Consider the following 25113-nt stretch of genomic DNA (forward strand, 5'->3'; position numbering starts at 1 on the left):
AAGGGGTCCCGGGCCACGGCGGCCGCGCAACAGCCGTGGCCCGGGAGTCTTGTCAGCTTCCGATCAGGTTCTTCAGGACACCGGTGAGGATGTCGGTGACCGAACCGGTCGAGCTGAGCTGGTTGTCGGCCGAGCCGAGGCCGCTGTCGCCGAGGCTGCCCAGTACGGCCTCGCCGGGATTGGCGGCGCGTGCGGTGAAGCAGGCGGTCAGGTTCGGGCGGTCGGTGCCGACGCCGACCGTGCCGCCCACGCCGATGCCGCCGCTGACCACGCGCTGACCCGCCGAGACGGTATTCGGCACCAGGTAGGTGAAATTCGCGGTGACCGGGTTGCCGGAATTGACGAACCATCCGGTGCTGTTGACACTCCACCCGCCGCCGTTCGGCTCGGCGGTGACATCCTCGGTCTGCTGGCCGCGCCCGAAATGGTACGCGGTGACCGACGATTTGATCGGCCTGCCGAATCCCGGAGGGGCGTAATCGGTGATCGAATTGACGTACGGATTGCCGATGCTCGTGGTGCCCACGACGATCTTGTAGGTGATCTGGGTGCCGGCCGCCGCGGTGGAGGCGCTCACGTATTTGTCGTAGGTGTGGGTTATCCACACGGTCGACCAGTCGTTCTTGGTGTCGTGGCCGGACTGCTCGCACGCGGCGGGGGCGGTGTCGGCGGCCGCGGTCCCGGCGCCGACGGCAATTCCCGCACCGGACATGACCAACGCGACCGTCGCCAATTCCGCGGTGAGTTTCGAAAATTCGTTCATGATTCCCTTCCCGCTGTTCCGCGAGAAACGCTAGAGCACAACCGAATCGGACTGAAATCCGAATTCGCGATGCATTGACAACCTCCCCTTGTCAATCGGCGGAGATCTACTGTTTCCCTCTGGGACGGCTGTGCCACTAGGTTTTCGGTGCACGCTCCACGAGAGGTTCGACATGCCATTGCGAGGCCGCTTCCTGGCCCCCGCCGCCGCTGCGGCGCTCCTGTTCACCGGTATCGCCGCCCAGACGCCGGAGGCGGCCGCGGCACCGGGCGGGTGGACCCTGCCTCAGCTCACCGTCTCGAACGGCGTGATCACCGATGTCACCGGTCGCACGGTGTTGTTGCGCGGCACGAATGTCAATCAGCTCAACGACTACGCGCAGAACGATCAGCCGCTGCCGACCGCGGCGCCGCTGGATCACACCGACTTCGAGCAGATGGCGGCGCTGGGCTTCAACGTGGTGCGGCTGAATCTGGCCTGGTCCGCGCTGGAACCGACGCCGGGCGCGTTCGACCAGGCGTACCTGGCCCGGATCCACACGGCCGTGAACGACGCCAAGGCGAACGGCATCTACACAGTGCTCGACATGCATCAGGACGCGTGGGGCAAGGCCGTGGGCACGCCGAAGGGCCAGGGCTGCCCGATCTTCATGAAGCCCGGCATCGGCTGGGACGGCGCGCCCGCGTGGGCGACCCTCACCGACGGCTGGACCACCTGCAATTTCGGCGGGGTCCGGGAGACCGCGCCGGCGGTGGCCCGCTCCTTCCAGAACTTCTACGACGACACCCAGGGCATCCAGGGGCATCTGGTGAACACCTGGGCCAAGCTGGCGGCGGAGTTCAGGGACGAGCCCGCGATCGCCGGGTACGACCTGCTCAACGAGCCCAATCCCGGTCTGCGCGACCCGTTCTCGGCGGCGGACCAGCTCGGCAAGTTCTATCAGCGGGTGATCGCGGCCATCCGGCAGGCCGAGCACGGCAGCGCTCCGCATCTGGCGATCTTCGAGCCCAGCGCGATCTGGTCGGCCCTCGGCATCGACGCCACCCCGCCCGCGAAGTACATCACCGATCCGCTGGCGGTGTTCTCCCCGCACCTGTACAGCGAGTCCATCAATGTCGTCAACGCCTTCCCGAGCATCGAGCTGGGCTTCAAGATCGGCTTGGACGCCGCCGCCAAGTACAAGGCGCCCCTGTGGACCGGTGAGTGGGGCTGGTTCGGCGACCCGAGTTCCGATGCGCCCAAGGTGGATCGGTTCATCGACCAGCTCAACGCGAATCGCGTGGGCGGCACCTGGTGGGCGTGGAAGCAGGCCTGCGGCGATCCGCACAGCGTGCGCGACGGCAATACCAACAAGGTGCAGGGCAACCTGAATCGCATCGACTGCCCCTCCGGCGTTCCGCTGGGTCTGACTCCCGGCTACGCCCGCCCGGTGTCGCGCGCGTATCCGCGCGCGGTCCCCGGCACTCTCTCCACCGTGACGGCGAACGGTTTCACCGGCGCCGGGACCGGTCGTGTGGAAGCCTGGTACCCCGGCACCGCGCGCCCGAATGTCCAGTCCACCAACGTTTCCGACCTCACCCTCACCCAGGTGGAGGGCGGCTGGCAGCTGACCGGCACCACGGTCGGCTCCTACTCGATCAAACAGTCCTGACGGGGCCCGCTCCGGCGCTCCCCACAGTTAGTAGGTCTTCTGTGTCTTCACGCAAGCAGTTCCGCACCGATTCCGCGGCCGTGGCCATGGCCGGTCTCATCGCGCTGGGCGCGGCCCTGGGCGCCGCGCCCGCCACCGCGCAGCCGAGCGATATCGCCTCCGGATCCGGTTCCGGCTCCGGGAGTTTCGGCTCCTCGGGCTCGGCCGATTCGGGTTCGGCCAACGTCGACGACCCGGTGTCCACACTGCCCGCCCCCGCCGTCACCGCCATCCGGCTGGACGGGGCGCGCAACTTCCGCGATATCGGCGGCTATCGCACGACGGACGGCCACACGGTGCGCTCCGGCGTGGTGTTCCGCTCCAACCGCATCGACAAGCTGACCGACGCCGATCTGGCCACGCTGGTCACCGCCGGGGTGAACCTGGACGTGGACCTGCGCAACGGTTCCGAGCGCAGCAGCGCGCCCGACCGGGTGCCGACCGGCGCGACCTACAAGGTCGCCGACGTGGTCAGCTTCGACAGCGGCATCGGCTTCCACGAACTCCCGCCGATCACGCTGGGCCGCGCGGTGATCGACGGGCTGATCAACGACTCCTCGAACATGGGCCAGTCGATCGGCTACCCGTTCATGGTCAACTTCCACGGTTCCGACGTCGCCTTCGGCACGCTGCTGCGCTCGATCGCGGCCAACAACAGCGGCGCGACGATGTACCACTGCATGTCCGGCAAGGACCGCACCGGCTGGGCGACCGCCGTGCTGCTCACGCTGCTCGGGGTGCCCCGCGATGTGGTGAACGCCGACTTCCTGGCCAGCAACACGCAGCTCGGCGATCCGAAGGCAGTCGAATTGTCCTGGCTGCACTCCGCTTTCGCCGAAGTGGACCGGCTCTACGGCAGTGTCGACAAGTACGTGCGCGAGGGGCTGGGCCTGGATCAGGCCACGATCGACGCGCTGCGTGCGAAGCTGCTGGTCTGACCCGGCGGGTCAGCGCAGGCACCGCTCGTCCGCGATCTCCTCGCACAGCGCGTGGGAGATCGCGGCGGCTTCCTCGCGCGCCCACACGCCGAAGCCGGGGTAGCACAGGTCCGTGCCGGACATGCAGTCCCAGCAGGCATTCGCGCCGCGCGGCGGGCGGACCGGGAACAGCATCACGATGAAGCGCTGCGGCACAGCGGTTTTCCCGACCACGACGCGCCGATAGCCCTGCGGCACGACCAGCGAGCCGGAAGCCGTGGTGGCGAAGTAGACCTCGGCGAACGCCGAAGCCCGGCGCCACTTCTCGGCGGTGGCCAGTTCGCGGGCGCCGAAGAGGTGGATGTTCCCGAAGCGCGACCAGCCGTCGCAACAGCGCAGGAAGTCGCGGTAGGAGGCGTCGAAGGAGACGCCCAGCCGCTGCTCCGCCGCGTCGATCTCGGCGTCGGTGGCGGGCGGATTCGGGGCGGCCGACAGGTCCGGTTCGCCGAGGCGCTCCGCGACGTCACACTGCAGGGTGAACAGCTTGCCCACCAGGGTATTCCAATTCGTCACAGGCTTCCTCCGCTGCCGGATCGCTCAGGAACAAATGTGCAAGGGAACCGGAGCGCGAATGGGATACTGAATACTTCCTATTCCGGCCGCGGTGAACGCCCGGTAAACGGTAGTGCATCACGGTGCGGAAGAGAAATCATTCCGCGGCGGCGATTCACAACCCCGATTTGTCAATGACCGTGGCGGCTTCCGGAAAAGCTTCCGGCTGGATGGAACGCCAATCTAGACTGCGCGCCATGGAAGTTCACACCCGCCAGCTGCAATACTTCATCGCTGTCGCGGAGGAGCTGAGTTTCACCCGGGCGGCGCAGCGATTACACGTTTCGCAGCAGGGTTTGAGCACCCAGATCAAACAGCTGGAACACGGGATGGACGTGGTGTTGTTCTCCCGCACCACCCGCAATGTCGAACTGACCGCCGCCGGTGCGGTCTTCCTGCGCGATGTGCGGGGCGCGCTGACCGGACTGGACGTGGCGGTCGAGCGGGCCCGCTCGGTGCACCGCGGCGAACAGGACCGACTGGTACTTGGCGCGCTCGAGGGGGCGGCACTGACCCTGACCGAGCCGATCCTGTCGACCTTCCGGCAGCGCCATCCGGGGATCACCGTGGAGTTGCGGCACTTCACCTACGAGGATCCCTCGGCCGGGCTGGCCAGTGGGTCGGTGGATGTCGCATTCGCCCGCAGGCCGTTCGTCGATGACGGCGTGCAGTTCGAGACCCTGTTCTCCGAGCCACTCATGCTGATGGTGCCGACCACACATCGACTCGCCGAGCGCGAGCAGGTGTTCGCCCACGAGTTGCTCGATGAACCGATCCTCGGGGCCGCCACCACCGACCCGGTGTGGAACGCGTTCTGGGAGTTGAACTCCTACCGCAGCGGAACCCCGGCGCCGGTGGTGTCCCGGTCGAATTCCCTACTGGAGGAACTACACAAGGTCGCGACCGGTGTCGGCGTCGTGCTGACCGTGGCCTGCGCGCGCTGGATCCCCTTCCCGGGCGTACGCCTGCTGCCGATCGCCGATGTCCAGCCCAATGACGTCGCGGTCGGCTGGCGCACCGCGCACGAATCCGCCCTGGTCCGTTCCTTTGTCGAGGTCGCCCGGTGCGTTCGCGACACCCATCCCGAACTGGTCACCCAACTGGAAAAGCCGGATTTCGCGGATTGCACTGTGCCGCCCCACCTCTGATTGACAATCGAATCTTGTCAAAGTTCGAAAAACACTGATTTCTCCTCGATTTCCTTGCGAACTAACGTTTCTCAGCAATCGTTGAGCAAGAGAATTCGAGGACCGATGAGGGTTTTCACCGTTCTACTCCTGGCCGCTGGGCTGCTGATAGCACCTGCCGTTCATCTCGAACCGGTCGCGCAGGCCGCGCCCGCCGGTCTCAAAGGCCCGCTGAACACCCGCGGCCGCTACATCGTCGACGAGTCCGGCAATCGGGTGAAGCTGAAGTCCGGCAACTGGCACGGTTCCAGCGGCACCTGGACCGGCAGCGGCGACGACGAGGATCCGGCGAACAATTTCTCCGAGGAGACCGGGCATCGCGCCCCGCTCGGCCTGGATCGGGTGCCGCTGGACAAGATCGTCGGGGACTTCAAGGAGCTGGGCCTCAACAGCATCCGGCTGCCCTTCTCCAACGAGATGATCACCGACAGCCGTCCGGTCAAGGGCCTCACCGCCAATCCGGCGCTGAACGGGCTGAAGCCCTTGGAGGTCTACGACCGGGCGGTCGCGGCGCTGACCGGGGCCGGGCTCGGCGTCATCCTCAACAACCACACCACCTCGACGCGGTGGTGCTGCGCGGTGGACGGCAACGAACGCTGGAATTCCGGGCAGGACACCGCGAAATGGGTGAGCGACTGGGCTTTCATGGCCGCCCGCTACAAGGGCGATCCGGGCGTCATCGGCGCGGATCTGCGCAATGAGGTGCGCCGCGACACCTGGGACAATCCCAACTGGGGCATGGGCGACGACCACGACTGGGAGGCCGCCGCGCACGAGGCGGGCGACCGGATCCTGACCGGCGCCAACCCGAATCTGCTCATCATGGTCGAGGGCCTCAACTGGATGGGCATCCCCACCGACCTCACCTGGCACGAGCGCCCGATGCTGAAGCCGGTCAAGACGCTCTCGGAAACGCTGGTCCGGTCGCACAAGGTCGTGTACGCGGCGCACTTCTACGGTTACATCGGCCCGAATCACACCGGCGGCACCGGCATCAGCGGCGGCGAGACCCACGATCCGCGCTTCCGCGACATGTCCCGTGGTGACCTGTTCAAGTCCATGGACGAGCTGGCCGGGTCCATCGCGACCACGCCGGACAAGCACTTCACCGCGCCGGTCTGGGTGAGCGAGTTCGGCATCGGCAAGGGCGCGACCGGCGCGGACCAGGCGTGGTTCCCGAATATGGTCGACTACCTGATCGACCGCGACCTCGACTTCGCGTACTGGCCGATCGTCGGTTTCCAGCATCAGGACAAGGGCAACGACTGGGGTCTGCTCCGCTATGACACCGACGGCAGCAAGCGCAGCGTGATGGACAGCGACGACTGGCGGGGCGCGCACGTGCGGCGGCTGCTGGCCGCGGCCGGGCAGACCGGGCAGGTCGCACCGGTCCGCAGCTGGTCGATGCTCAACGCCATCCACGACGACCACAACGCGTCGCTGCGCGCGGCCGCCGACTGGGATTCGGGTGCGCACAAGCTGGTCTGCCCGGACGACCAGCGGCTGATCGGCATCAGCTCGCGCGGGCAGGGCGGCCTGTGCACCGACGCTACCGAGGGTGACCTCTGGCAGCCCGGTACCTCGGCGACCAAGGTCTCCAGCGAGAAGGTGACGACGGACTGGGCGGGCGGCTTCACCAAATACCAGTGCGCCGAAGGGCAATTCATGATCGGTTACAGCCTGCGCGGCGACGGCATGTCCGCCATCTTGTGCGCCCCCGCCCGGCGCGCGCTGGCCGGAGCGGGCCGGACCGTGTGGGACGACCGCGGCGACAATCGCCCGGCCTCGGGCGAGGGCGGCGACTACGCCAGCGGCTGGTACAAGGGCCAATGCACCGCCGACGAGTACGCGGCGGGCATCGCGTTCTCCTGGGCCAACGCCCGCGGCGGGCATCCGGACGCCCTGTACTGCCGCAAGCTGAAGTAGCGGCCCACGGTTGACATACCCCGGGAGTTCCAAATACCGTCAGTATTTGAATTCCTGGGGTATCCAACAAGGAGGTTGGGATGGGCACGCGGCGGCAGCCTCGGATCGTGATCATCGGGGCCGGCGTGTCCGGAATCGCGACGGCGATAACCTTGCAGCGCAAGGGATTCCACGACTTCGTGATGCTGGAGAAGGGCTCCGACGTCGGCGGCGTCTGGCACTGGAACCGCTACCCGGGCCTGACCTGCGACGTGCCCTCACAGCTGTACCAGTTCGGGTTCGCGCCGAAGCCGGACTGGTCCCACATCTTCGCGCCGGGGCCGGAGATCCAGGGATACCTCGCCGACGTGGTCGAGCAGTACGGGCTGCGGCCGCACCTGCGGGTGAATTCGGAGGTGGTCGCCGCGACCTTCTCCGGGTCCGAATGGCAGGTGGAGACGGCTGACGGGAGCAGCTACACCGCCGATTTCGTCATCGCCGCCACCGGTGTGCTGCATCATCCGGCCGTGCCGAACATTCCCGGCCTGGGCGAGTTCACCGGCCCCATCGTGCACACCGCGCGCTGGGACGACACCGTCGAGACCGACGGCAAGCGGATCGCGGTGCTCGGCACGGGATCGACCGGCGTCCAGGTGGTTTCGGCGCTCCAGCCGAAGGCGGAGCGCATCACGCATTTCGTGCGCAGCCCGCAGTGGGTGATCTGGGCCCCGATGTGGCTACCGCAGCCCGCACTGGTGGGCGCGGCCCTGAAGCGCCTGCCACAGGTGAATCGCGCGCTCTACCAAGCGGGCATGACCGGCGCGCGACTGTTCACCGACGTGGTCACCCGGCCCAGCTGGCGGCGGCGCGCGGTGCAGGAGTACGCGCGCATGAGCCTGCGCACGCAGGTCACGGAACCGGGCCTGCGGGAACAGCTCACCCCCGATTACGAGCCGCTGTGCAAGCGTCAGGTGCTGTCGGGCACCTACTACCGGGCCCTGCGCGCCCGCAATGCCGAGCTGGTCACCACGGGCATCGACGCCGTGACCCCGACCGGCATCCGCACCGCCGACGGCCGTCACCACGAGGTCGACGTGATCGTGCTGGCCACCGGCTTCCGCGCCCACGACTACATGCGGCCGATGAATCTGACCGGCCGCGACGGCGTCTCGATCGACGACGCGTGGGCCAAGGGACCGCGCGCCTACCGGATGACCGCCATCCCGGGCTTCCCCAACCTGTTCACCGTGCTGGGCCCGCACTCCCCCACCGGCTCGATCCCGCTGCACCACGCCGCCGAGGTGACCGCGCGCTACATCACCCGCTGGATCCAGCGGTGGAGCGCGGGCGAATTCGACACCGTGGAGGTCACCGAGGCGGCGACCGACCGCTTCGAGTCCGAGGTGGCCGCGGCCATGGGCCCGACGGTGTGGAACACCGGCTGCAACTCCTGGTACTTCACCGAGGGCGGCAGCATCGACCTGCTGCCGTTCGACCGCGCCACCATGGAGTCGATGCTGGCCGAACCGGATCCCGCGGACTTCAATTTCCAATAATGAGCAAATCTTCAGTTACCATCGTCTGATTGTTGCCCGCGCGTTCGTCTACCAGGGCGGAGATACGCCATGATCGGACAGCACGAGTTTCGAAGACCCGTTCGCACCCTCGCTCTGACACTTGGTTTCACGGCATTGACCTGCGCACTATCCGCCACTGTGGAGGCCCGGCCCCGGCACGACTGGGACGCCGTGGTCAAGTGCGAGGCGAACGGGGACTGGACCGCCGACACCGGAAACGGGTACTACGGCGGCCTGCAATTCAGCCCCAGCACATGGCGGGCATACGGCGGCAGGGGGAATCCGGCCGATGCCACCCGGGAGGAACAGATCCGCGTCGCCGAACGCGTCCTCGCCCGGCAGGGTCCGGGCGCCTGGCCCACCTGCGGCGCCTTCCTCTGAACCGCTACCGAGCGGCCTTGGTCCGGAAGACGATCCAGCGCATGGACGCGTACATGAACAGCCCCTCGCCGAGACTGCCCACGATGCGGGCGATCCGGTAGTCGACGCCCAGCGCCGCGACGCCGCTCGTCACGCCGAGGATGAACGCCAGGTAGTTCACGACCACCACCACGATGTAGCGGGCCAGCTGGGGGCCGACCGCGGCATGCGATTCGAAGTTCAGGACCCGGTTCAGCAGGTAGCTCAGGCCGAAGGCGGCGCAATAGGCGACCGTCACCGCGACCGGGAGCGGCGCGACCGGGTGCAACGCGGTGAGCAGCAGCAGGTCCACGCCGAAGGTGAAGGCGCTCACCAGCAGATAGCCGACGAAGGTGGGGGCCACGAAGCGGCGCAGCCGGGCCGGCAGTAGCGCGACCGACCCGTCGCACAGCGCGTGGAACCAGCGCACCACGCGCGCCGGTCGCGGCTGTGTCTGCATACCCACCCGGCCACCCTGACACCCCCGCATGTCCCGAAGATGATCAGTGGACCAACTTCGGCTGGCCGATTCGCCATCGACAACCTGTCCTTGTCAATCGCTCGGAAATCAGTGTTTCCGCGCGATCTCGCTGTGCCATAGCATCCTTCGGCGCGTCCCCGAGACCTCGACGGGACGTGAGTCGGAAGTGTCGACCGACATGCTGAATGGAGATTCCTGATGGGGCGTGGATTCGGAACCGCGAATCGGCGGAAGGTGCTGGGCGGCATGCTCGCCGCCGGCGCGGCGGGTGCGGCGGGGGTGGCCGGACTGCCGGAGGGCATGGCGGAGGCGCTGGCGGAACCGGGCCGCTCGGGCAGCCTCGACCAGGTGCAGCACGTGGTGATCCTGATGCAGGAGAACCGGTCCTTCGACCACTACTTCGGAACCATGAGCGGCGTCCGGGGTTTCGGCGACAAACGCGCCGTGCGCCTGCCCGCGGGCGGCTACAACCCGGTGTTGCAGGCCGCCATGGACGCGGCGCTGGCCGGTGGGCTCGGCACCGACCTGGGCAGTGGGTCGGCCGGCACCGGCAGTGCGAGCGGCTCGGCCAGCGGGAGCGGCAGCGGATCCGGCACCGGGAGCAGCAGCGGGTCGGGCGGCGGCGCGGAACGCAACGCCTTCCAGCAGCCGGATGCGTTCAGCAGCACCGGATTCCTGCTGCCCTGGCATGTGGACACCACCCGCGTGGACGGCCAGGACATGGGCGATCTCGCGCACGACTGGAACACCACCCACGTGGCGTGGGCCGACGGCGCGTACCACTCGTGGATCGCGGCCAAGTCCAAGATGACGATGGGCTACTTCACCGAGGCCGACATCCCGTTCCATCGCGCGCTGGCGTCCGCGTTCACCATCTGCGACCACTACTTCTGTTCGATCCAGGGTCCGACCACCCCGAACCGGCTCTACCACTGGACCGGCACCATCGACCCGGCCGGGCGCGCGGGCGGGCCCGCGGTGTCCAATCCGCCGGACTACCGGCCCGTCTTCAACTGGACCACCTACCCGGAACGCCTTCAGCAGGCGGGGATTTCGTGGCAGGTGTACGCCGACTCGCACAGCGGCGGCCCGTTCCTCGCGGACTATGGCGACAACCCGCTGTGGCTGTTCCAGAACTACCACAATGCCGCGAAATCCTCCGATCCCGCCGTCCGGCAGCTGGCCGACCGCGCCATGGTGACCGCGGGCGGCATGACGCCCCCGCCGTCCGGCGTCGACGGCAGCAATATCGATTACGTTCTGCAGCAGTTCATCTCGGACTGCGCCAGCGGAAATCTGCCCCAGGTGTCCTGGGTCGTCGCGCCCGCCGGCTACTCCGAGCACCCCGCGTACCGTCCGGCGGACGGCGCGGCCTACATCCAGCGCGTCCTGAAAGCGTTGTGGGACAACCCGAAACTGTGGGAGTCCACCGTCCTGCTCGTCAACTACGACGAGAACGATGGCTTCTTCGACCACATGGTCCCCCCGACCGCGCCGCCCGGCACCCCCGACGAGATCCTGCCCGCGGCGGGCGATATCGGCGGCGACCTGAGTTCCGGGTCGGCGACGCTGGGGTCGAGCTCGGGCTCGGCGAGCATCGGCAATCTGATCACCAAGGCGGCCTCGGGGCTGAGCGGCAACGCCCCCATCGGCCTCGGCCCGCGCGTCCCCATGCTGGTCATCTCCCCGTGGAGCCGGGGCGGCTACGTGAATTCCCAAGTGTTCGACCACACGTCGGTGCTGCGTTTCCTCGAAGCCTGGACCGGTGTCGCCGAACCCAATATCTCCGCCTGGCGGCGCGCCGTCTGCGGCGACCTCACCAGCTGTTTCGATTTCAGCCGCCGCGACACCAGCATCCCCACGCTGCCCGACGCCAATGCCGAGCGCGCCCGCGCCGCCGGGCAGAAGAACCTGCCCAAGCCGGTGCCGCCGTCGCCGGGCGGTCAGCAGATGCCCGCCCAGGAGCCCGGCCGCGCCAAGGCCCGGCCCCTCCCCTATCAGCCGCTGGCCTGGATCGAGGTCTCCGGCTCCTCCGCGACCGTCCGATTCGGCAATCAGGGCTCGGTTCCCATGCCCTTCCAAACCTATGCCTACCAAGGCAATTCGATCCGGCAGACGGTCGTCGCCCCCGACGCGACCGCCGAGGAGCGTTTCCCGGTGAGCGGCGCCTACGATTTCGCCGTGCACGCGCCCAACGGCTTCCTCGCCGAGGCCTCGGGCGACGGCGACGCCGCGCTGACCGCCACTGCGGCCATCGGCGGCACGGCAGCGAGCCCCACTTTCGTTGTCACCGTGCGTAATTCAGGTTCCAGTGCGGCGACGATCGACGCCGGCGGCTCACGCACCACTGTCGACGCGGGAGCCACCCGCGACATCACCGCCCCGCTCGATCAAGGCTGGTACGACCTGACCCTGACCGCCTCCGGAAACGGCAACTGGCGCAGGCACTTCGCCGGTCACCTGGAGAACGGCAGCGCGGGCGCCACCGCCTGACCCGGCCCCGCCGACCCGGATCAGCACCGGAAATTCGCTTGATCCGGGTTCGGGGTTGTGGCGTCATGGACCCGATGAAGCAGCAGCGCACGGGTACCGCCCGATCCGTCACCGACGGCCTCAAACTGCACCGGCACCTGGTGCGGTCGCCCGGTCGTGCCCACACGGTGATCACCTTGCGGCCCGGGACGCAGGCGCGGTTCAGCACCAACCGTTTCCACGAGACCTGGCACGTGCTGTCGGACGATCACGGTTCCCGGCTGCTGGGGCGGTTGCTGTGGGGGCTGTCGTATCAGGCGCGTCCGGGGACCGTCGTGCTCATCGATCGGGCCTTCCTCACCCCGAACCCGTTCGACGCCGAACCGCCCGATCCGATCCTGCTGGTGCCCGGCTGGTGCACGCCGTTCGATGACCGGATCGCGGGACTGCTGAAGCGGCGGTTGCCATTGTCGAAACCGGAGGGCACCGTGCGCTGGCAGACCTTCGGGCTGGACCGGGCCGTGGAACCGACCGCCCTGGAGGACTGGTGGAGCCGGTATCGCCACCGGGAGCATCGCGGCCGGGTGACCCGCAGCCACGGACTGGTCGTGCTCACCCCGTCCAGCCCCGACGAAGCCCGGGCCTGGGCATTGAGCGCCACGGGCCTGGACGCGTCCGGCCCCTACGGCACCGACTACACCTACCTCGACCCGTACGACCGGGGTTACGACGGCGAGATCCAGATCTTCCGCCGCTTCGGGCCGATGGTGAGCGTGGCCGGTCGGGCTCGCGCGCAGGTGCTTTCGCGCCCGGACGCCCCGGCCGACCCCGACCTCCTGCGCCCGGCGATCTGGCGGGAGGCCGAAATCGTCCGCGACCGCCGCGGCGTCACAACGGCGGCACGTACGAGCCGACCACGTCGCGGACCCACCAGGCCCGGGTTTCGAGCAGTTCCCGTGGGCCGGTGAAGCGGTACTCGTAGAGCAGCGCCCGGACGTGCCGGGGCGGGTCGTCCGGGAACGGGTTGCGGCGCACCAGGCGCAGGGTGTCGCGGTCGTTGCGCAGCAGGCGGCGCAGGAAGCCCTCGAACCAGGGTCGCGCGTAGGCGGAGGAATGGGCGGCGAACCACAGCAGCCAGTCCAGCCGCAGGTGGTACGGGGCGAACTGGCGGGGCATGCGGCGCGGATCGCCGGGCTGGCCCTTGAATTCGTATTCGCGCCATCGGGTATGGCGGGTGAGGACCGCCTCGTCGGTGCCCTCGATGACCACCTCGTAGCGGATGCGGTCGATGACGCCGAACGCGCCGAAGGTGTTGATCAGGTGGAAGGGGTTGTAGGACTCGTTCATTCGCTGCCGATGCGACAGCATATTGCGGACCGGCAGGTAGCTGAGCGTCAGCGTGAAAGCCGTGAACGCGAACACCAGCACCGTGAACCAGATCGGAGCCTCGGGTAGTTCGTGCCGCTCCGATACCGGAAACACCAGTGCGGCAGCAGAATTCGAGATCGCCGACCATGCCAGGAAGATGGTCAGCCAGTTGAGCCACGCGAAGTTCCCGGACAGCACCAGCCACGACTGGGTGACGATGATGATCGTCGCGGCGATGCTCGCCACCGGTTGCGGCGCGAAGAGCCCGAACGGCACCACCAATTGCGCCACATGATTTGCCGCCACCTCGACCCGGTGCAGCGGCCGGGGCAGATTGTGGAAGAACCAGCTCAGCGGACCGGGCATGGGCTGGGTCTCGTGGTGGTAGTACAGGCACGTCAGATCACGCCAGCACCGATCGCCGCGCATCTTGATCAGCCCGGCCCCGAATTCCACCCGGAACACCAGCCAGCGCGCCAGCCACAGCACGAGCAGCGGCGGCGCGACCTTGTCGTTGCCGAGGAAGACGGCCAGGAATCCGGCCTCCAGCAGCAGGGACTCCCAGCCGAACGAGTACCAGACCTGCCCCACGTTCACGATCGACAGGTAGAGAACCCACAGCAGCAGCCACACCGCCATGGCCGCCCACAGCGGCAGCAGATCCGCGGCCCCGCACACCAGCGCCGCGGCCACCACCGCGCCACCCCAGGCCACGGCCGCGTAGAACCGGTCCGAGTAATAGAAATGGAAGATGCTCGGCGTCGCCCGGAACGACCGCCGCGCGACCCAGCGCGGGATCGGCAGCATGCCGTGTTCCCCGAGCAGCGCCCGGAACTGCCGGGCCGCCGACACGAAGGCGATCACATAGACGAAGGCCACCCCGCGCGTCAGCACCTGTCGCGCGAGCCAGTATTCCGGTGCGCTGAACCACTCCATCCCGCGCCTCCTGCGCCGGTGTGTCGCCTCAGCTCGGCTAGTCCGCTCCTACTGTGAAGCGTAGTCATCCCGCGCGCGCACCCGCCGGGGTGACCCGGCGGCCGTTGACTCCCCGCCCGCCAACGGCCGCGGCCGCGGCAGTGGTACGGACCCTCGCACCCCTTGCCGCGCCCTCCACGATTCCGTAGTCGGACGGGTCTGTCTGTCGGGTGTTCGACGGACACCCGTGCCCCCGGAAGGGATGGGATGCTGGGCCGAATCCGGTTCGGTACCGTGACCGGGTGCTGCGCGAAGCCGACCCGACCCACGCCGCGGTCGCGCAGGAGGCGACGTGGCTGGCCATCCGGTTCCGGCACGCCGCGTGCCTGCTGCTGACGGTGGTGCATCTGGCGAGTGGGGCGGTCGAGCCGGGGCTGGGGCAGGCGGTCACGCTGGGGCTGGCGGTGTGGTCCGCGAGCCGGCTGTGGGGTCGCCGGCTCGGGCCCGGGTGGACCGCGGCCGATGTCGCGGTGGTGGCCATCTACCTTCTGGGGACGACCAGTGTGGCCGCGTCCGGAATCGGGACCGGAGACCTCATCGACGTGAAGGTCGTGGCGGCAACGGTGATCTCGGTCGGAATCGCGGAGCGCGTGCGGGTGTCGGCGGCGGTGACCGGTCTGGTCCTGCTGCTGCTCTACTACGCCAATCGCGCCACGCCGGGGCTCACCCCGTGGAACTTCCTGTCCGATCTGACCGTCGCCTACCTGCTGGTGGAGTGGCTGCTGGCGGTGGGTGTGCGCCGGGTGGTGCTGGGCGCGGCCACCGTGCACGACCAGACCGTGACCGCCGCCGCCGACGCCCGGATCGCGAGTGAGGTGGCGGCCGCGCGCCGTCGCTACGAACGCGAGCAATGGGCCGTCATGCACGACACCGCCGCGGCCACCCTGCTGATGGTCGGGCAGGGCGCGGCCGGGGATCGGGACCGCATCGCCCGGCAGGCCGGTCGCGATCTGGCCGTACTGGATTCGGGGATTCCGCTGCCCGGCGACGAAACCCGGGCCGACCTCTCGGTGCTGCTGCGGGAGGTGAGCAACGGCTGTGCGACGCCGCTCACCCTGCGCACCCCGGGCCCGCTGCCCGTGCGCGGCACCCTCGCGTGGACGGTGACGGCCGCCGTACGGGAGGCGCTGACCAATGTCGATCGCCACGCCCGCGCCTCGACCGTCGACATCAGCGCCGGACCGGGCGCGCTGGTGATCACCGATGACGGCGTCGGCTTCGACGGCGTCCCCGGCGAGGACCGATACGGCATCCGCCATTCGATCGTCGAGCGCATGCGGGCAGTCGGCGGCGACGCCGAGGTCACCAGCCGGCCCGGCCACGGGACGCGGGTGCGGCTGAGCTGGCCGACCACCGAACCCGGTGCCGCCGAGGAAAACTCGTTCGACGCCCCGGCCGCGGGCATCGGCCGGCTGGGCCGCAGTTTCGGGTACGGCATCGTCGGCGTCGCGGTCGCCGACACCCTGTTGCAGTCCGCCCTCACCGATGCGGCGGCGACACCCCCGGCGGCGGTCAACGCTGCCCTGGTGGCGGTGAACGTGGGATGCGCGCTGGCCGCGCTGATCCCGCGCCGCCGGGAATCGGTGACGCTCGCGCTCATGGCGCTCGCGATCGCCGCCTCGCTGTCCCTGATCGCGCTGCTGCCCGCGGATGCCGTGCTGGCGGGAGCGAACTGGTCGATCGGCGCGTCCGGCTGGGCGGTGGTGGCGCTCGGCTTCCGGCTGTCGCCGCGACTGTCCCTGACCGCGCTGACCGCCTGGTGGGTGCTGGTGTGCGCGCTCGTCCTGGTCCGGGCGCCGGGCCTGGACAGCCTGCGGGTGCTGGGCTATCACACCGCGGCCATCTTCTTCCTGCAGTTCCTCACCTCCCGCTTCGCCGCGACCCTCGACCGCGTGGCCCGCGACGCCGCCGCCCTGCACCGGGAACGGCTGCGCCACCGCACCGCCGACGCGGTCGGCCACATGACCGAACAGGAATGCCTGCGCCGCTATCGCGAGCTGCTGAGCGAATTCACGCCGCTGCTGCGGGGTTTGGCCGACGGCACCCTCGATCCCGCCGAGCCCGCGGTGCAGGTCGCCGCGCGCACCGAGTACGCGCGCCTGCGCCGCCTGTTCACCCAGCAGGACGGTCTGGGCCATCCGCTGCTGGCCGATCTGCGCGGCGGCATCGACGCGGCGGAACGGCGCGGGGTCGCGGTCACCGTCGAAGCCGAGGCCGATGCCCGTCCCGAACCGGGCCGCGAACTCCCGGACCGGGTGCGCGGGCACCTGGTGGCCGCGGCCCGGATCATGCTGGACGCCAGTCGTTCCCGGGCCCGGGTGGTGGTGACCACCGACGCGACCGGCTGCACGGTCAGCGCGCTCGGCGACTGCCCCGCCGACACCGTCGACCGCCTGTCCGCCCTGTCCACCACGGCCGCCGACCCCACCGGCGCCGTGCACACGGAGGTCGTCACCGCGGGCGAATTACTGTGGGCGCGACTGCATCACCGCTTCGAGCTGGAGAACGCCCGATGATCCGCATCGCCATCGTCGACGACCACCCGCTGATCCGCGACGGCGTGCGCGGCTGGTGCGCCGCCGCCGAACCCCGGCTCGAGGTGACCGCGGACCACGCCGACCCGGCGGCCTTCCTGGCCGCCACCGGCCCCGATCGCGGCGACCTGGACGCCATCGTCCTGGATCTCCAATTCGACCAGCGCGCACCGGATCTGAACGCGCTGGCCACCATCTGCGCGCGCGGCCACCGCGTGGTCGTCTACTCCCAGCACACCGAACCCCATCTGGTCCGCGACTGCCTGGACCTGGGCGCGGTCACCTACCTGTCGAAGACCGAAGGCCGCGAACACCTGATCGCGGCCCTGCACGCCGCCGCCGAGGTGCGCCCCTATCTCAGCCCGACCATGGCCCGGGCCATGAGCACCGACGGCGACGACCGCCCGAAACTGTCCCAGCGCGAACGCGAGGTCCTGCTCGCCTGGTTCCAGACCGAATCCAAAGCCCTGGTGGCGCAACAGCTCTACATCACGCCGGGCACGGTCAACACCCACCTGGAACGCATCCGCGCCAAATACGCCGCGGTGGGCCGCTCCGCCCCGACCAAGGCCGCCCTGGTCGCCCGCGCCATCCGCGACGGGCTGATCAGCACCGACGAGCTCTAGTCGCCGGCGTCCTCGTCGAGGTCGACGTCGATCTTGTCGCGGTCGGCCCACTCCAGCAGGGGCGCGAGGTCGAAGACCGCCTCGTCGATGCCGGCGTGCAGGTCGCCGAGGTCGGCGTAGCGGGCGGGGACGGTCTTCATGGTGAAGTCGCCGGGGTGGATGTCGGGAATCTCGTTCCAGCGCACCGGGGTCGAGACCGTCGCCTCGGGGACGCCGCGCACCGAGTAGGCGGCGGCGATGGTGTGGTCGCGGGCGTTCTGGTTGTAGTCGACGAACAGGTGCGCGGGATCGCGGTCCTTGCGCCACCACGCGGTGGTGACGTCGGCGGGCGCGCGGCGCTCCACCTCGCGGGCGAAGGCCAGTGCGGCGCGGCGCACGTCCTGGAAGCCGTACTCCGGCGCGATCCGGACGTAGACGTGTAATCCCTTGCCGCCGGAGGTCTTCGGCCAGCCGACCGCGCCCAGCTCGTCGAGCACCTCGTGCACCACCCCGGCCACCCGCCGCACCCGCGACCACGGGCAGTCGGGCATGGGGTCCAGGTCGATGCGCCATTCGTCGGGGAGTTCGGTGTCGAAGCGCCGGGAGTTCCAGGGGTGGAACTCGACGGTCGACATCTGCACCGCCCAGATCACGTCGGCGAGTTTCTCCACGCAGAGTTCGCCGGCGGTGCGTCCGTAGCGCGGAAAATAGAGTTGAACGGTGGGGATCCAGTCGGGCGCGCCGCCGGGCAGCCGCTTCTGGTGGACCTTGCCGCCGGGCAGGCCCTTGGGGAAGCGGTGCAGCATGCAGGGCCGGTCGCGCAGCGCGTTGACGATGCCGTCGCCGACGCTGAGGTAGTACCGGACCAGATCGAGTTTGGTGGCTCCGGTCTCGGGGAAGTAGACCCGATCCGGATTGGACACGCGCACCGTGTGTTCGCCGACCGGCAGCTCGATCGCCGGGGCGGCTGACTTGCCGGCCATCTGTCCGACGGTAACCGGCATTTCGGTCAGCCGCGACCGGCTCGCCGCGAACCACCCGCCCAACTAGAACAAGTTATAGTTCTCGGAGCTGGGTATTTCTTCGCTCGGGAAGGTGGTCGCAACGGTGCGGACCTGGGACTCTTCGGCCGATGTGGTGGTCGTCGGATACGGCGGCGCGGGTGTCGCGGCGGCACTGGCCGCGCGCGAGTCCGGGGCGGAGGTGCTCGCGCTGGACCGCTACCTCGGCGGCGGCGCGACCGCGCTGTCGGGCGGCATCGTGTACGCGGGCGGCGGGACCTGGGTGCAGAAAGCCGCGGGCGTCGAGGACGATGTCGAGAACATGCTCGCCTACCTGCGGGCCGAGGTCGGCGACACGGTGAGCGAGCAGACGCTGCGGCGGTTCTGCGAGGAATCGCCCGCGCTCATCGATTGGCTGACCGGACACGGGGTTCCGTTCGAGGCGTCGCTGTGCCCGTTCAAGACCTCCTACCCCACCGACGACTACTACCTGTACTACTCGGGTAGCGAGAACTCGGGCGGCTTCCGGGAATTGGCGAAGCCGCGGCAGCGCGGGCATCGCGCGCACGGGCGCGGGGTGTCGGGCAAGAAGCTGTTCGGGCCGCTCGCCGAATCGGCCGCCCAGCACGGGGTCCGGGTCCAGACCGGCACCAGGGCAACGAGTCTCGTGATCGAGGACGGCCGGGTGGTCGGCATCGAGGCCACCACGATCGCCGGCGCCCCGCCGGCCGTGCGACGCCGGTTCGCGGCGCTGGCCAAGATCTCGGCGAAACCCGGTGTGTACCACCAGGGTCTGCGCAAGGCGGTGCAGGCGCTGCTGGCCCGGATCGAGCGGCGTTACGGTGCGCCCGTGCGCATTCAGGCGCGCTCGGGTGTCATTCTGACCACCGGCGGCTTCATCGCCAATGGCGAGATGGTCGAGCAGCACGCCCCCGACTACCCCTGGGCCGAGGGCCTGCCGCTGGGCACCGCGGGTGACGACGGCAGCGGTATCGCCATGGCCCAGGCCGCGGGCGCGGCCACCGACCGCATGGACGTGCTGTCGACCTGGCGCTTCATCGCCCCGCCGAGCGCCTTCTTCGGCGCCATCGCCGTGGATGCCAACGGACAGCGCATGATCGACGAATCCCGCTACGGCGCGGCACTGGGCGCGGCCATCGCGACCAGCCCCGGCAATCGAGCCTGGCTGCTGGCCGATGCCCGGCTGCTCACCGAGGCGCGCCGCCAGCTGCCCGAGCAGTCGGTGTGGTTCCAGCGCATGCAGGCCGAGCGGCTGCTGCGGGTCGGCAGCGTGAACGGCCGGACCGTGGAGGAGGTCGCCGCCCGGGCCGGGATCGAACCGGCGGCACTGCGCAAGACCGTGGACGCGCACAATCGCGCCATCGAGCAGTCGCTGCCCGATCCGATGGGCAAGCCCGACGATCTGCGCCGCCCGCTGCACTCGGGACCCTTCACGCTGCTGGACATCTCGTTCAAGGCGCGACTCACCTATCCGATGCCGATGCTGACCCTCGGCGGCCTGGTGGTGGACGAGGAGACGGGTGCGGTCCGCACCGAATCCGGCGCGGCGATCCCGGGTCTGTTCGCGGCGGGTCGGGCGGCCGTGGGCGTGTGCTCGAACTCGTACGTGAGCGGTCTGTCGCTGGCCGACTGTGTCTTCTCCGGCCGTCGCGCGGGCACCCACAGCGTGGAGCTCGCCGCCACTCACTGACGGGTGCGGGCGACCGCCGGTGATCGTCTCCGGGGTCAGTCGGCCGTGTCGGATTCGAAGGCGCGCAACAGATCCGCTGCCACGCTGACGGCGATGACGGCGGGCTCCTTGCCGGTGATGTCGGCGAGCCCGATCGGGGTCTTGATGCGCGCCAGCGCTTCCGGCGGGTGAGCGCCCTCGGTGGTGAGCCGCTTGGTGAAGCGCGCCCATTTGGCCGGGGAACCGATCAGCCCGATGGTGCCCAGCCCGTCGGTGCGCAGGGCGGCGTCGCAGAGTGCGACGTCCTCGGCGTGATCGTGGGTCATGATCAGGACGTGGGTGCCGGGCGGCAGGTGGCCCAGCACCTCCTCGGGCAGTAGCGCGACGCGGTGGGTGTGGATCACGGCGATGGCGTCGTCCAGAGCCGCGAGCCGCCCGGCGGCGAGCATGTCCGGCCGGGTGTCGATCAGGTGCAGGTCCAGTTCGTGGCGGGCCAGGATGCGGGCCAGTTCCAGCCCCACGTGGCCGACCCCGAAGATCGCGACGGCCGGGGGTACCGGCAGTGGTTCCAGCAGGACGGTGACCGTGCCGCCGCAGCACTGCACGCCGTGCTGGTTGACGACCTTGTCGTTGAGGGCGAAATCCATCAGCTCGGGTTCCGCGGGCAGGTGGGCGATCAGTTCACGAGCGCGTTCGACGGCGACGGCCTCGACATTGCCGCCGCCGATCGAACCCCAGGTATCGCTCTGTCCCACCACCATTTTCGCGCCCGCGCGGCGGGGCGCGTGGCCGCGCACCGTCGCCACGGTGACCAGCACACCGGGCTCCCGGCGTTCGCGCAGTCGCGCGACGGCCGTCACCCAGGTCAGGTCAGGCACCGGCGGGCACGCTTTCCCCGGCGGCGAATTCGCCTGTCTCCATCTCGGATTCGCCGGTGCGTCGGGCGGCGTCGAGCGCCCAGTACACGGCCTCGGGGGTGGCGGGCGCGGCGAGTTCCACGCTCACGCCCTCCGGTCCGAAGGCGGCGGCCGCCTGCCGCAGCGCCTCGCGCACCGAGAACGCCAGCATGAGCGGCGGCTCCCCCACCGCCTTGGACCCGTACACCACGCCCTCCTCGTGCGCGTGCGCCAGCAGGCTGACATTGAACTCCTCGGGCATCTCCGAGAAGCTCGGCAGCTTGTAGGTGCTGGCGGCCTGGGTGAGCAGCCGGCCGCGCCCGGGTCCATCGCCGGTGTCCCAGCGGATGTCCTCGAGGGTCAGCCAGCCCGCGCCCTGCACGAAACCGCCCTCGATCTGGCCGATGTCGACGAGCGGGGACAGGCTGTCGCCGACGTCGTGGACGATGTCGACCCGGCGGATCCGGTACGCGCCGGTGAACCCGTCCACCTCCACCTCGGTGGCCGCGGCCCCGTAGGCGAAGTACTTGAACGGCGACCCGTGCATGGTCTCGGCGTCCCAGTGCAGGCCCTCGGTGCGGTAGAAACCGGCCGCCGACAACTGGACCCGCTGCAGGTAGGCGGCGCGCACCAGGTCGTCCCACGCGACCCCGTCGGTACCGGATCCGAGGGCGCGGGCGACGCCGTCGGCGATGCGGATATCGGAAGCGTTGACGCCCAGCCGCGTCGCCGCCACCCGGGTCAGCCGGTCCAGCAGCTGCTCGCAGGCGTTCTTCACCGCCGCGCCGTTGAGGTCGGCCCCGGAACTCGCGGCCGTCGCGGAGGTGTTGGGCACCTTGTCCGTTCGCGTCGGCGCCAGCCGCACCTTGTGCAGCGGGATGCCCAGCGTGGTGGCGGCCACCTGCAGCATCTTGGTGTGCAGGCCCTGCCCCATCTCGGTGCCGCCGTGGTTGATCAGCACCGACCCGTCCTTGTAGATCAGCACCAGCGCCCCGGCCTGGTTGAAGGCCGTCATATTGAACGAGATGCCGAATTTGACGCCGGTGACCGCGAGCCCGCGCTTCACGTGCCGATGCGACGCGTTGAAGGCGGCGATCTCCCTTGTGCGGGAGTCGATCTCGCCGTTGGCCAGCACCTGATCCCAGGTCTCGGCGATGCGCTCGGCGTGGCGCACTTCCTGCCCGTAGGGCGTGAACTGCCCGGGGCGATAGAAGTTGCGGCGGCGCAGTTCTCGCGGATCCAGGCCGAGCAGCGGCGCGCACCGCCCGAGCAGATCCTCCATCACGAGCATGCCCTGCGGCCCACCGAATCCGCGGAAGGCCGTATTGGACGGCTTGTTGGTCTTGGCGATGCGACCGCGGAAGCGCGCGTTGGGAATCGAATACAGATTGTCGACGTGGCACAGCGCGCGGGCCAGGACCGGCTGTGACAGGTCCAGACTCCAGCCGCCGTCCGAGGTCAGCGTGACGTCGAGGGCCAGCACGTGCCCGTCGGCGTCGAACCCGGCCCGCCACCGCGCGTGGAAACCGTGCCGCTTGCCGGACATGGTCAGATCCTGGGTTCGGTTGAGCCGCAGCCGGACCGGGCGTCCGGTGAGGGTCGCGCCGAGCGCGGCGATGGCCGCGAAGCCGTGCGGCTGCATCTCCTTGCCGCCGAATCCGCCGCCCATGCGCAGGCATTGGACGGTGACCTCGTGATTGTGCAGCCCGAGCACGTGGGCCACGATCTCCTGGGTCTCGGAGGGATGCTGGGTGCTCGACTGCACGAACACCTGCCCGGCCTCGTCGACCTGCGCCAGGGCGGCGTGGGTTTCGAGATAGAAGTGTTCCTGGTCGGAGAACAGGAGTTCCCCGGAGAAGATGTGCGCCGAGGCGGCGAAACCGGATTCCAGGTCGCCACAGCGCACCTCGGGTTGCACCCCCTGGAAGCTCCCGGCGGCCTCCGCCTCCTCGATGGCGATGATCGACGGCAGCGGTTCGACCTCCACCTCCACCGCGGCCGCCCCCAGCCGCGCGGCTTCCAGGGACTCGCCCAGCACCCAGCACACGGCGTGGCCGTGGAAGCAGACCTCGTCGGGGAACAGCGGTTCGTCGTGTTTGACGCCCGCGTCGTTGACGCCGGGCACGTCGGCGGCGGTGAGTACCCGCACCACGCCGGGCACCCGCAGCGCGGGCTCGGTGCGCAGCGCGGTGATCCGGGCGTGCGCGTGCGGGACCTGCACCGGGTAGGCGTGCAGCACGTCCTTGGTGCGGTACACCAGGTCGTCGGTGTAGAGGGCGGTCCCGGTGACGTGCAGGGCGGCGCTCTCGTGCGGGAGCGCGATCCCCACGACCGGATCGTCGGGTCGTTGCGACAGGTGACTCATGACAGCACCCCCTCGGTCTCGGTGGTGTCGGAGAACAGTTTTCGCAGGCTCTCGCCCAGCATGGCGCTGCGATATCGCGCGCTGGCGCGGTGGTCGTCGAGCGGTGTGCCCTCGCCGCGCAGGATGTCCGCGGCCGCGGCGACGGCGGCTTCCGTCCAGGGCAGCCCTTCGAGGACCGCTTCGGTCGCGTAGGCGCGCACGGGTGTCGCGGCCACGCCGCCCAGCCCGATGCGGGCCCGGCGCACCACACCGTCATCGATATCCAGCGCGAAAGCCACTGCCACACTGGAGATATCGTCGAAGCGGCGCTTGGCGATCTTGTGGAAGGCGGACACAGGCGCGAGCGGCAGCGGGACGCGCACCGAACGGATCAGCTCCCCGGGCCGCCGCACCGAACTCCGATAGCCGGTGAAGTAGTCGGCGAGCGCGACCTCCCGCTCCCCCTCGGCATCCGCGAGCACCACCGAGGATTCCAGGGCCAGCAGTACCGGCGGCGCGTCGCCGATGGGCGATCCGGTGCCGAGGTTGCCGCCCAGCGTGGCGGTATTGCGGATGAGCCGAGACGCGAACTGCGGGAACAACTCCGACAGCAGCGGGATCCGTCCGGCGAGCCCACGTTCCAGCTCGGTGAGGGTCAGCGCCGCGCCGAGCTCGATCCGGTCCGCGCCGATCACCAGCTCCCGCAATTCGGGGAGCCGGTCGACGGCCAGCGTGTACTCCGCCCGCCGCCCGCGGATATTCGCCTCGACACCCAGGTCGGTATTGCCGGCGAGCACGGTGGCGTCCGGATGGTCGCGCAGCAGCCGCAGCGCCTCGGCCAGCGAGGCGGGCCGGACGAATCGCCGTCCATCGGAACTGAAGTCGGTCGCCGCCGGTTCCGGCGCGCCGACCTCGCGCCGCCGGGCCAGCGCGTCATCCTCGGCCGGTGCGCCGACCGCGTAGGCGGCGTCGCGGATCGGCCGGTAGCCCGTGCAGCGGCACAGGTTCCCGCTCAGCGCGTGCAGATCGAAGCCATTGGGCCCGGTCTCGCCGTGCGCGCACACCTCGTCCGTGGCCGTCCGATCCGGCCGGTAGTACTCGGCGGCCATGCTGCACACGAATCCCGGTGTGCAGTAACCGCATTGCGAGCCCCCGCGCACCGCCAGCTCCCGCTGCACCGGATGCGGCGCGGCCACGGTGCCCAGCCCCTCCGCGGTGACGACCTCCTGCCCCTCCAGCGCGACGGCCGAAGTCAGGCAGGCATTGACCGCCACCCATTCGGTCGGCTCGATCCGGCCCGGCCGGGCCACCAGGACCGAACACGCGCCGCATTCACCCTCCGCACAGCCTTCCTTACATCCGGTGAGCCCGTGCTCCCGGAGAAAGTCCAGCAGCGTGGTGTGCGTCGCCGCGGGAGAAATCGGTGTCGATTTTCCGTTCACCGTCATGAAAATTGCCATTGCCGGCCGCTTTCGTCGTGGAGTGCACTATCCAGTGTCGGCGGATCAATTCCGCTCGTCGAGAAAGCCGGCTCAGCAGCCGTGGGCGACGCGCCCGGGCACCCACACCGTGCGATGAGCCAGGCGACGCAGATCGGAGTTGGTGGACATCCGCTCGCCTCCTGTCTGTGACCACGGGTTATGTGGCCTGAACCTACGTCCGGCGGGATATTCGGTCAACACGGGACGCCGCTGACC

At 69.5% G+C, this 25113-nt stretch carries 19 protein-coding genes; 11 read left to right on the top strand and 8 right to left on the bottom strand.

Going from position 1 to position 25113, the window contains the following annotated elements; genetic code table 11:
- Nucleotides 1–52 precede the first annotated feature (52 nt).
- A complete protein-coding gene (locus ABZ382_RS19505) occupies nt 53–763 on the bottom strand; it encodes a hypothetical protein (RefSeq protein WP_357090614.1) in 711 nt (236 codons plus the stop codon).
- Nucleotides 764–935: 172 nt separating this feature from the next.
- Between ABZ382_RS19505 and ABZ382_RS19510 the strand changes: the two genes are divergently transcribed.
- Both ABZ382_RS19510 and ABZ382_RS19515 read left to right on the top strand, forming a co-directional pair.
- The gene (locus ABZ382_RS19510; protein ID WP_357090616.1) at nt 936–2414 is read left to right on the top strand and encodes a cellulase family glycosylhydrolase; all 1479 of its coding nucleotides are present in this window, start codon (nt 936–938) and stop codon (nt 2412–2414) included.
- A gap of 41 nt (nt 2415–2455) precedes the next feature.
- Complete coding sequence (locus tag ABZ382_RS19515; protein ID WP_357090618.1) at nt 2456–3391, top strand: tyrosine-protein phosphatase; 936 nt, start codon at nt 2456–2458, stop codon at nt 3389–3391.
- 9 nt (nt 3392–3400) lie between these two features.
- On the opposite strand, the gene ABZ382_RS19520 is transcribed toward ABZ382_RS19515, so the two are convergent.
- Nucleotides 3401–3943 (bottom strand): SMI1/KNR4 family protein, encoded by a 543-nt coding sequence (locus ABZ382_RS19520; protein ID WP_357090619.1) that lies wholly within the window; start codon nt 3941–3943, stop codon nt 3401–3403.
- A gap of 236 nt (nt 3944–4179) precedes the next feature.
- Between ABZ382_RS19520 and ABZ382_RS19525 the strand changes: the two genes are divergently transcribed.
- From ABZ382_RS19525 to ABZ382_RS19540, 4 genes are all read left to right on the top strand, one after another.
- The gene (locus ABZ382_RS19525) at nt 4180–5130 is read left to right on the top strand and encodes a LysR substrate-binding domain-containing protein (protein ID WP_357090621.1); all 951 of its coding nucleotides are present in this window, start codon (nt 4180–4182) and stop codon (nt 5128–5130) included.
- A 105-nt stretch (nt 5131–5235) separates the two neighbouring features.
- Entirely contained in the window at nt 5236–7095 is a 1860-nt protein-coding gene (locus tag ABZ382_RS19530; RefSeq protein WP_357090623.1) for a cellulase family glycosylhydrolase, read from the top strand.
- A gap of 80 nt (nt 7096–7175) precedes the next feature.
- On the top strand, nt 7176–8630 hold the full coding sequence (locus ABZ382_RS19535) for an NAD(P)/FAD-dependent oxidoreductase (RefSeq protein ID WP_357090625.1): 1455 nt from the start codon (nt 7176–7178) through the stop codon (nt 8628–8630).
- 69 nt (nt 8631–8699) lie between these two features.
- Nucleotides 8700–9032 (top strand): transglycosylase family protein, encoded by a 333-nt coding sequence (locus ABZ382_RS19540; RefSeq protein ID WP_357090627.1) that lies wholly within the window; start codon nt 8700–8702, stop codon nt 9030–9032.
- Nucleotides 9033–9036: 4 nt separating this feature from the next.
- Here ABZ382_RS19540 and ABZ382_RS19545 read toward each other — a convergent pair whose 3' ends face one another.
- On the bottom strand, nt 9037–9510 hold the full coding sequence (locus tag ABZ382_RS19545) for a GtrA family protein (protein WP_357090747.1): 474 nt from the start codon (nt 9508–9510) through the stop codon (nt 9037–9039).
- Between the two features lie 219 nt (nt 9511–9729).
- On the opposite strand from ABZ382_RS19545, the gene ABZ382_RS19550 reads away from it, so the two are divergent.
- Together ABZ382_RS19550 and ABZ382_RS19555 are read left to right on the top strand one after the other, a co-directional pair.
- Entirely contained in the window at nt 9730–12024 is a 2295-nt protein-coding gene (locus tag ABZ382_RS19550; RefSeq protein ID WP_357090628.1) for a phosphocholine-specific phospholipase C, read from the top strand.
- A 65-nt stretch (nt 12025–12089) separates the two neighbouring features.
- Nucleotides 12090–12971, top strand: coding sequence for a hypothetical protein (locus tag ABZ382_RS19555; protein WP_357090630.1), 882 nt, complete (start codon nt 12090–12092; stop codon nt 12969–12971).
- Here the strand turns inward: ABZ382_RS19555 and ABZ382_RS19560 are convergent.
- The gene (locus ABZ382_RS19560) at nt 12892–14307 is read right to left on the bottom strand and encodes a lipase maturation factor family protein (protein WP_357090632.1); all 1416 of its coding nucleotides are present in this window, start codon (nt 14305–14307) and stop codon (nt 12892–12894) included. The genes ABZ382_RS19555 and ABZ382_RS19560 overlap by 80 nt on opposite strands.
- Nucleotides 14308–14588: 281 nt before the next feature.
- Here ABZ382_RS19560 and ABZ382_RS19565 point away from each other — a divergent pair, with 281 nt between their 5' ends.
- Nucleotides 14589–16862 (top strand): ATP-binding protein, encoded by a 2274-nt coding sequence (locus tag ABZ382_RS19565; protein WP_357090634.1) that lies wholly within the window; start codon nt 14589–14591, stop codon nt 16860–16862.
- Nucleotides 16859–17506: a response regulator transcription factor gene (locus ABZ382_RS19570; protein ID WP_357090636.1), complete on the top strand. Its 648-nt coding sequence runs from the start codon at nt 16859–16861 to the stop codon at nt 17504–17506. Before ABZ382_RS19565 ends, ABZ382_RS19570 begins: the two co-directional genes overlap by 4 nt.
- Here the strand turns inward: ABZ382_RS19570 and ligD are convergent.
- Entirely contained in the window at nt 17503–18468 is a 966-nt protein-coding gene (ligD, locus tag ABZ382_RS19575) for a non-homologous end-joining DNA ligase (protein ID WP_357090637.1), read from the bottom strand. The two genes, ABZ382_RS19570 and ligD, sit on opposite strands and share 4 nt — an antisense overlap.
- A 112-nt stretch (nt 18469–18580) precedes the next feature.
- Here ligD and ABZ382_RS19580 point away from each other — a divergent pair, with 112 nt between their 5' ends.
- Nucleotides 18581–20197: an FAD-binding protein gene (locus ABZ382_RS19580; protein WP_357090639.1), complete on the top strand. Its 1617-nt coding sequence runs from the start codon at nt 18581–18583 to the stop codon at nt 20195–20197.
- A gap of 35 nt (nt 20198–20232) precedes the next feature.
- Here the strand turns inward: ABZ382_RS19580 and xdhC are convergent, their stop codons facing one another.
- Genes xdhC through ABZ382_RS19595 form a run of 3 tightly spaced genes read right to left on the bottom strand, consistent with a single transcriptional unit; the run spans nt 20233 to nt 24876 of the window.
- Nucleotides 20233–21054, bottom strand: a complete 822-nt coding sequence (gene xdhC, locus ABZ382_RS19585) for a xanthine dehydrogenase accessory protein XdhC (protein WP_357090641.1) — start codon at nt 21052–21054, stop codon at nt 20233–20235.
- The gene (xdhB, locus tag ABZ382_RS19590; protein ID WP_357090643.1) at nt 21047–23437 is read right to left on the bottom strand and encodes a xanthine dehydrogenase molybdopterin binding subunit; all 2391 of its coding nucleotides are present in this window, start codon (nt 23435–23437) and stop codon (nt 21047–21049) included. The genes xdhC and xdhB overlap by 8 nt, the downstream gene beginning before the upstream one ends.
- Nucleotides 23434–24876, bottom strand: a complete 1443-nt coding sequence (locus ABZ382_RS19595; protein ID WP_357090645.1) for an FAD binding domain-containing protein — start codon at nt 24874–24876, stop codon at nt 23434–23436. The genes xdhB and ABZ382_RS19595 overlap by 4 nt, the downstream gene beginning before the upstream one ends.
- Between the last annotated feature and the right edge of the window lie 237 nt (nt 24877–25113).

The organism is Nocardia sp. NPDC005825 (assembly GCF_040630175.1).
GTDB lineage: Bacteria > Actinomycetota > Actinomycetes > Mycobacteriales > Mycobacteriaceae > Nocardia.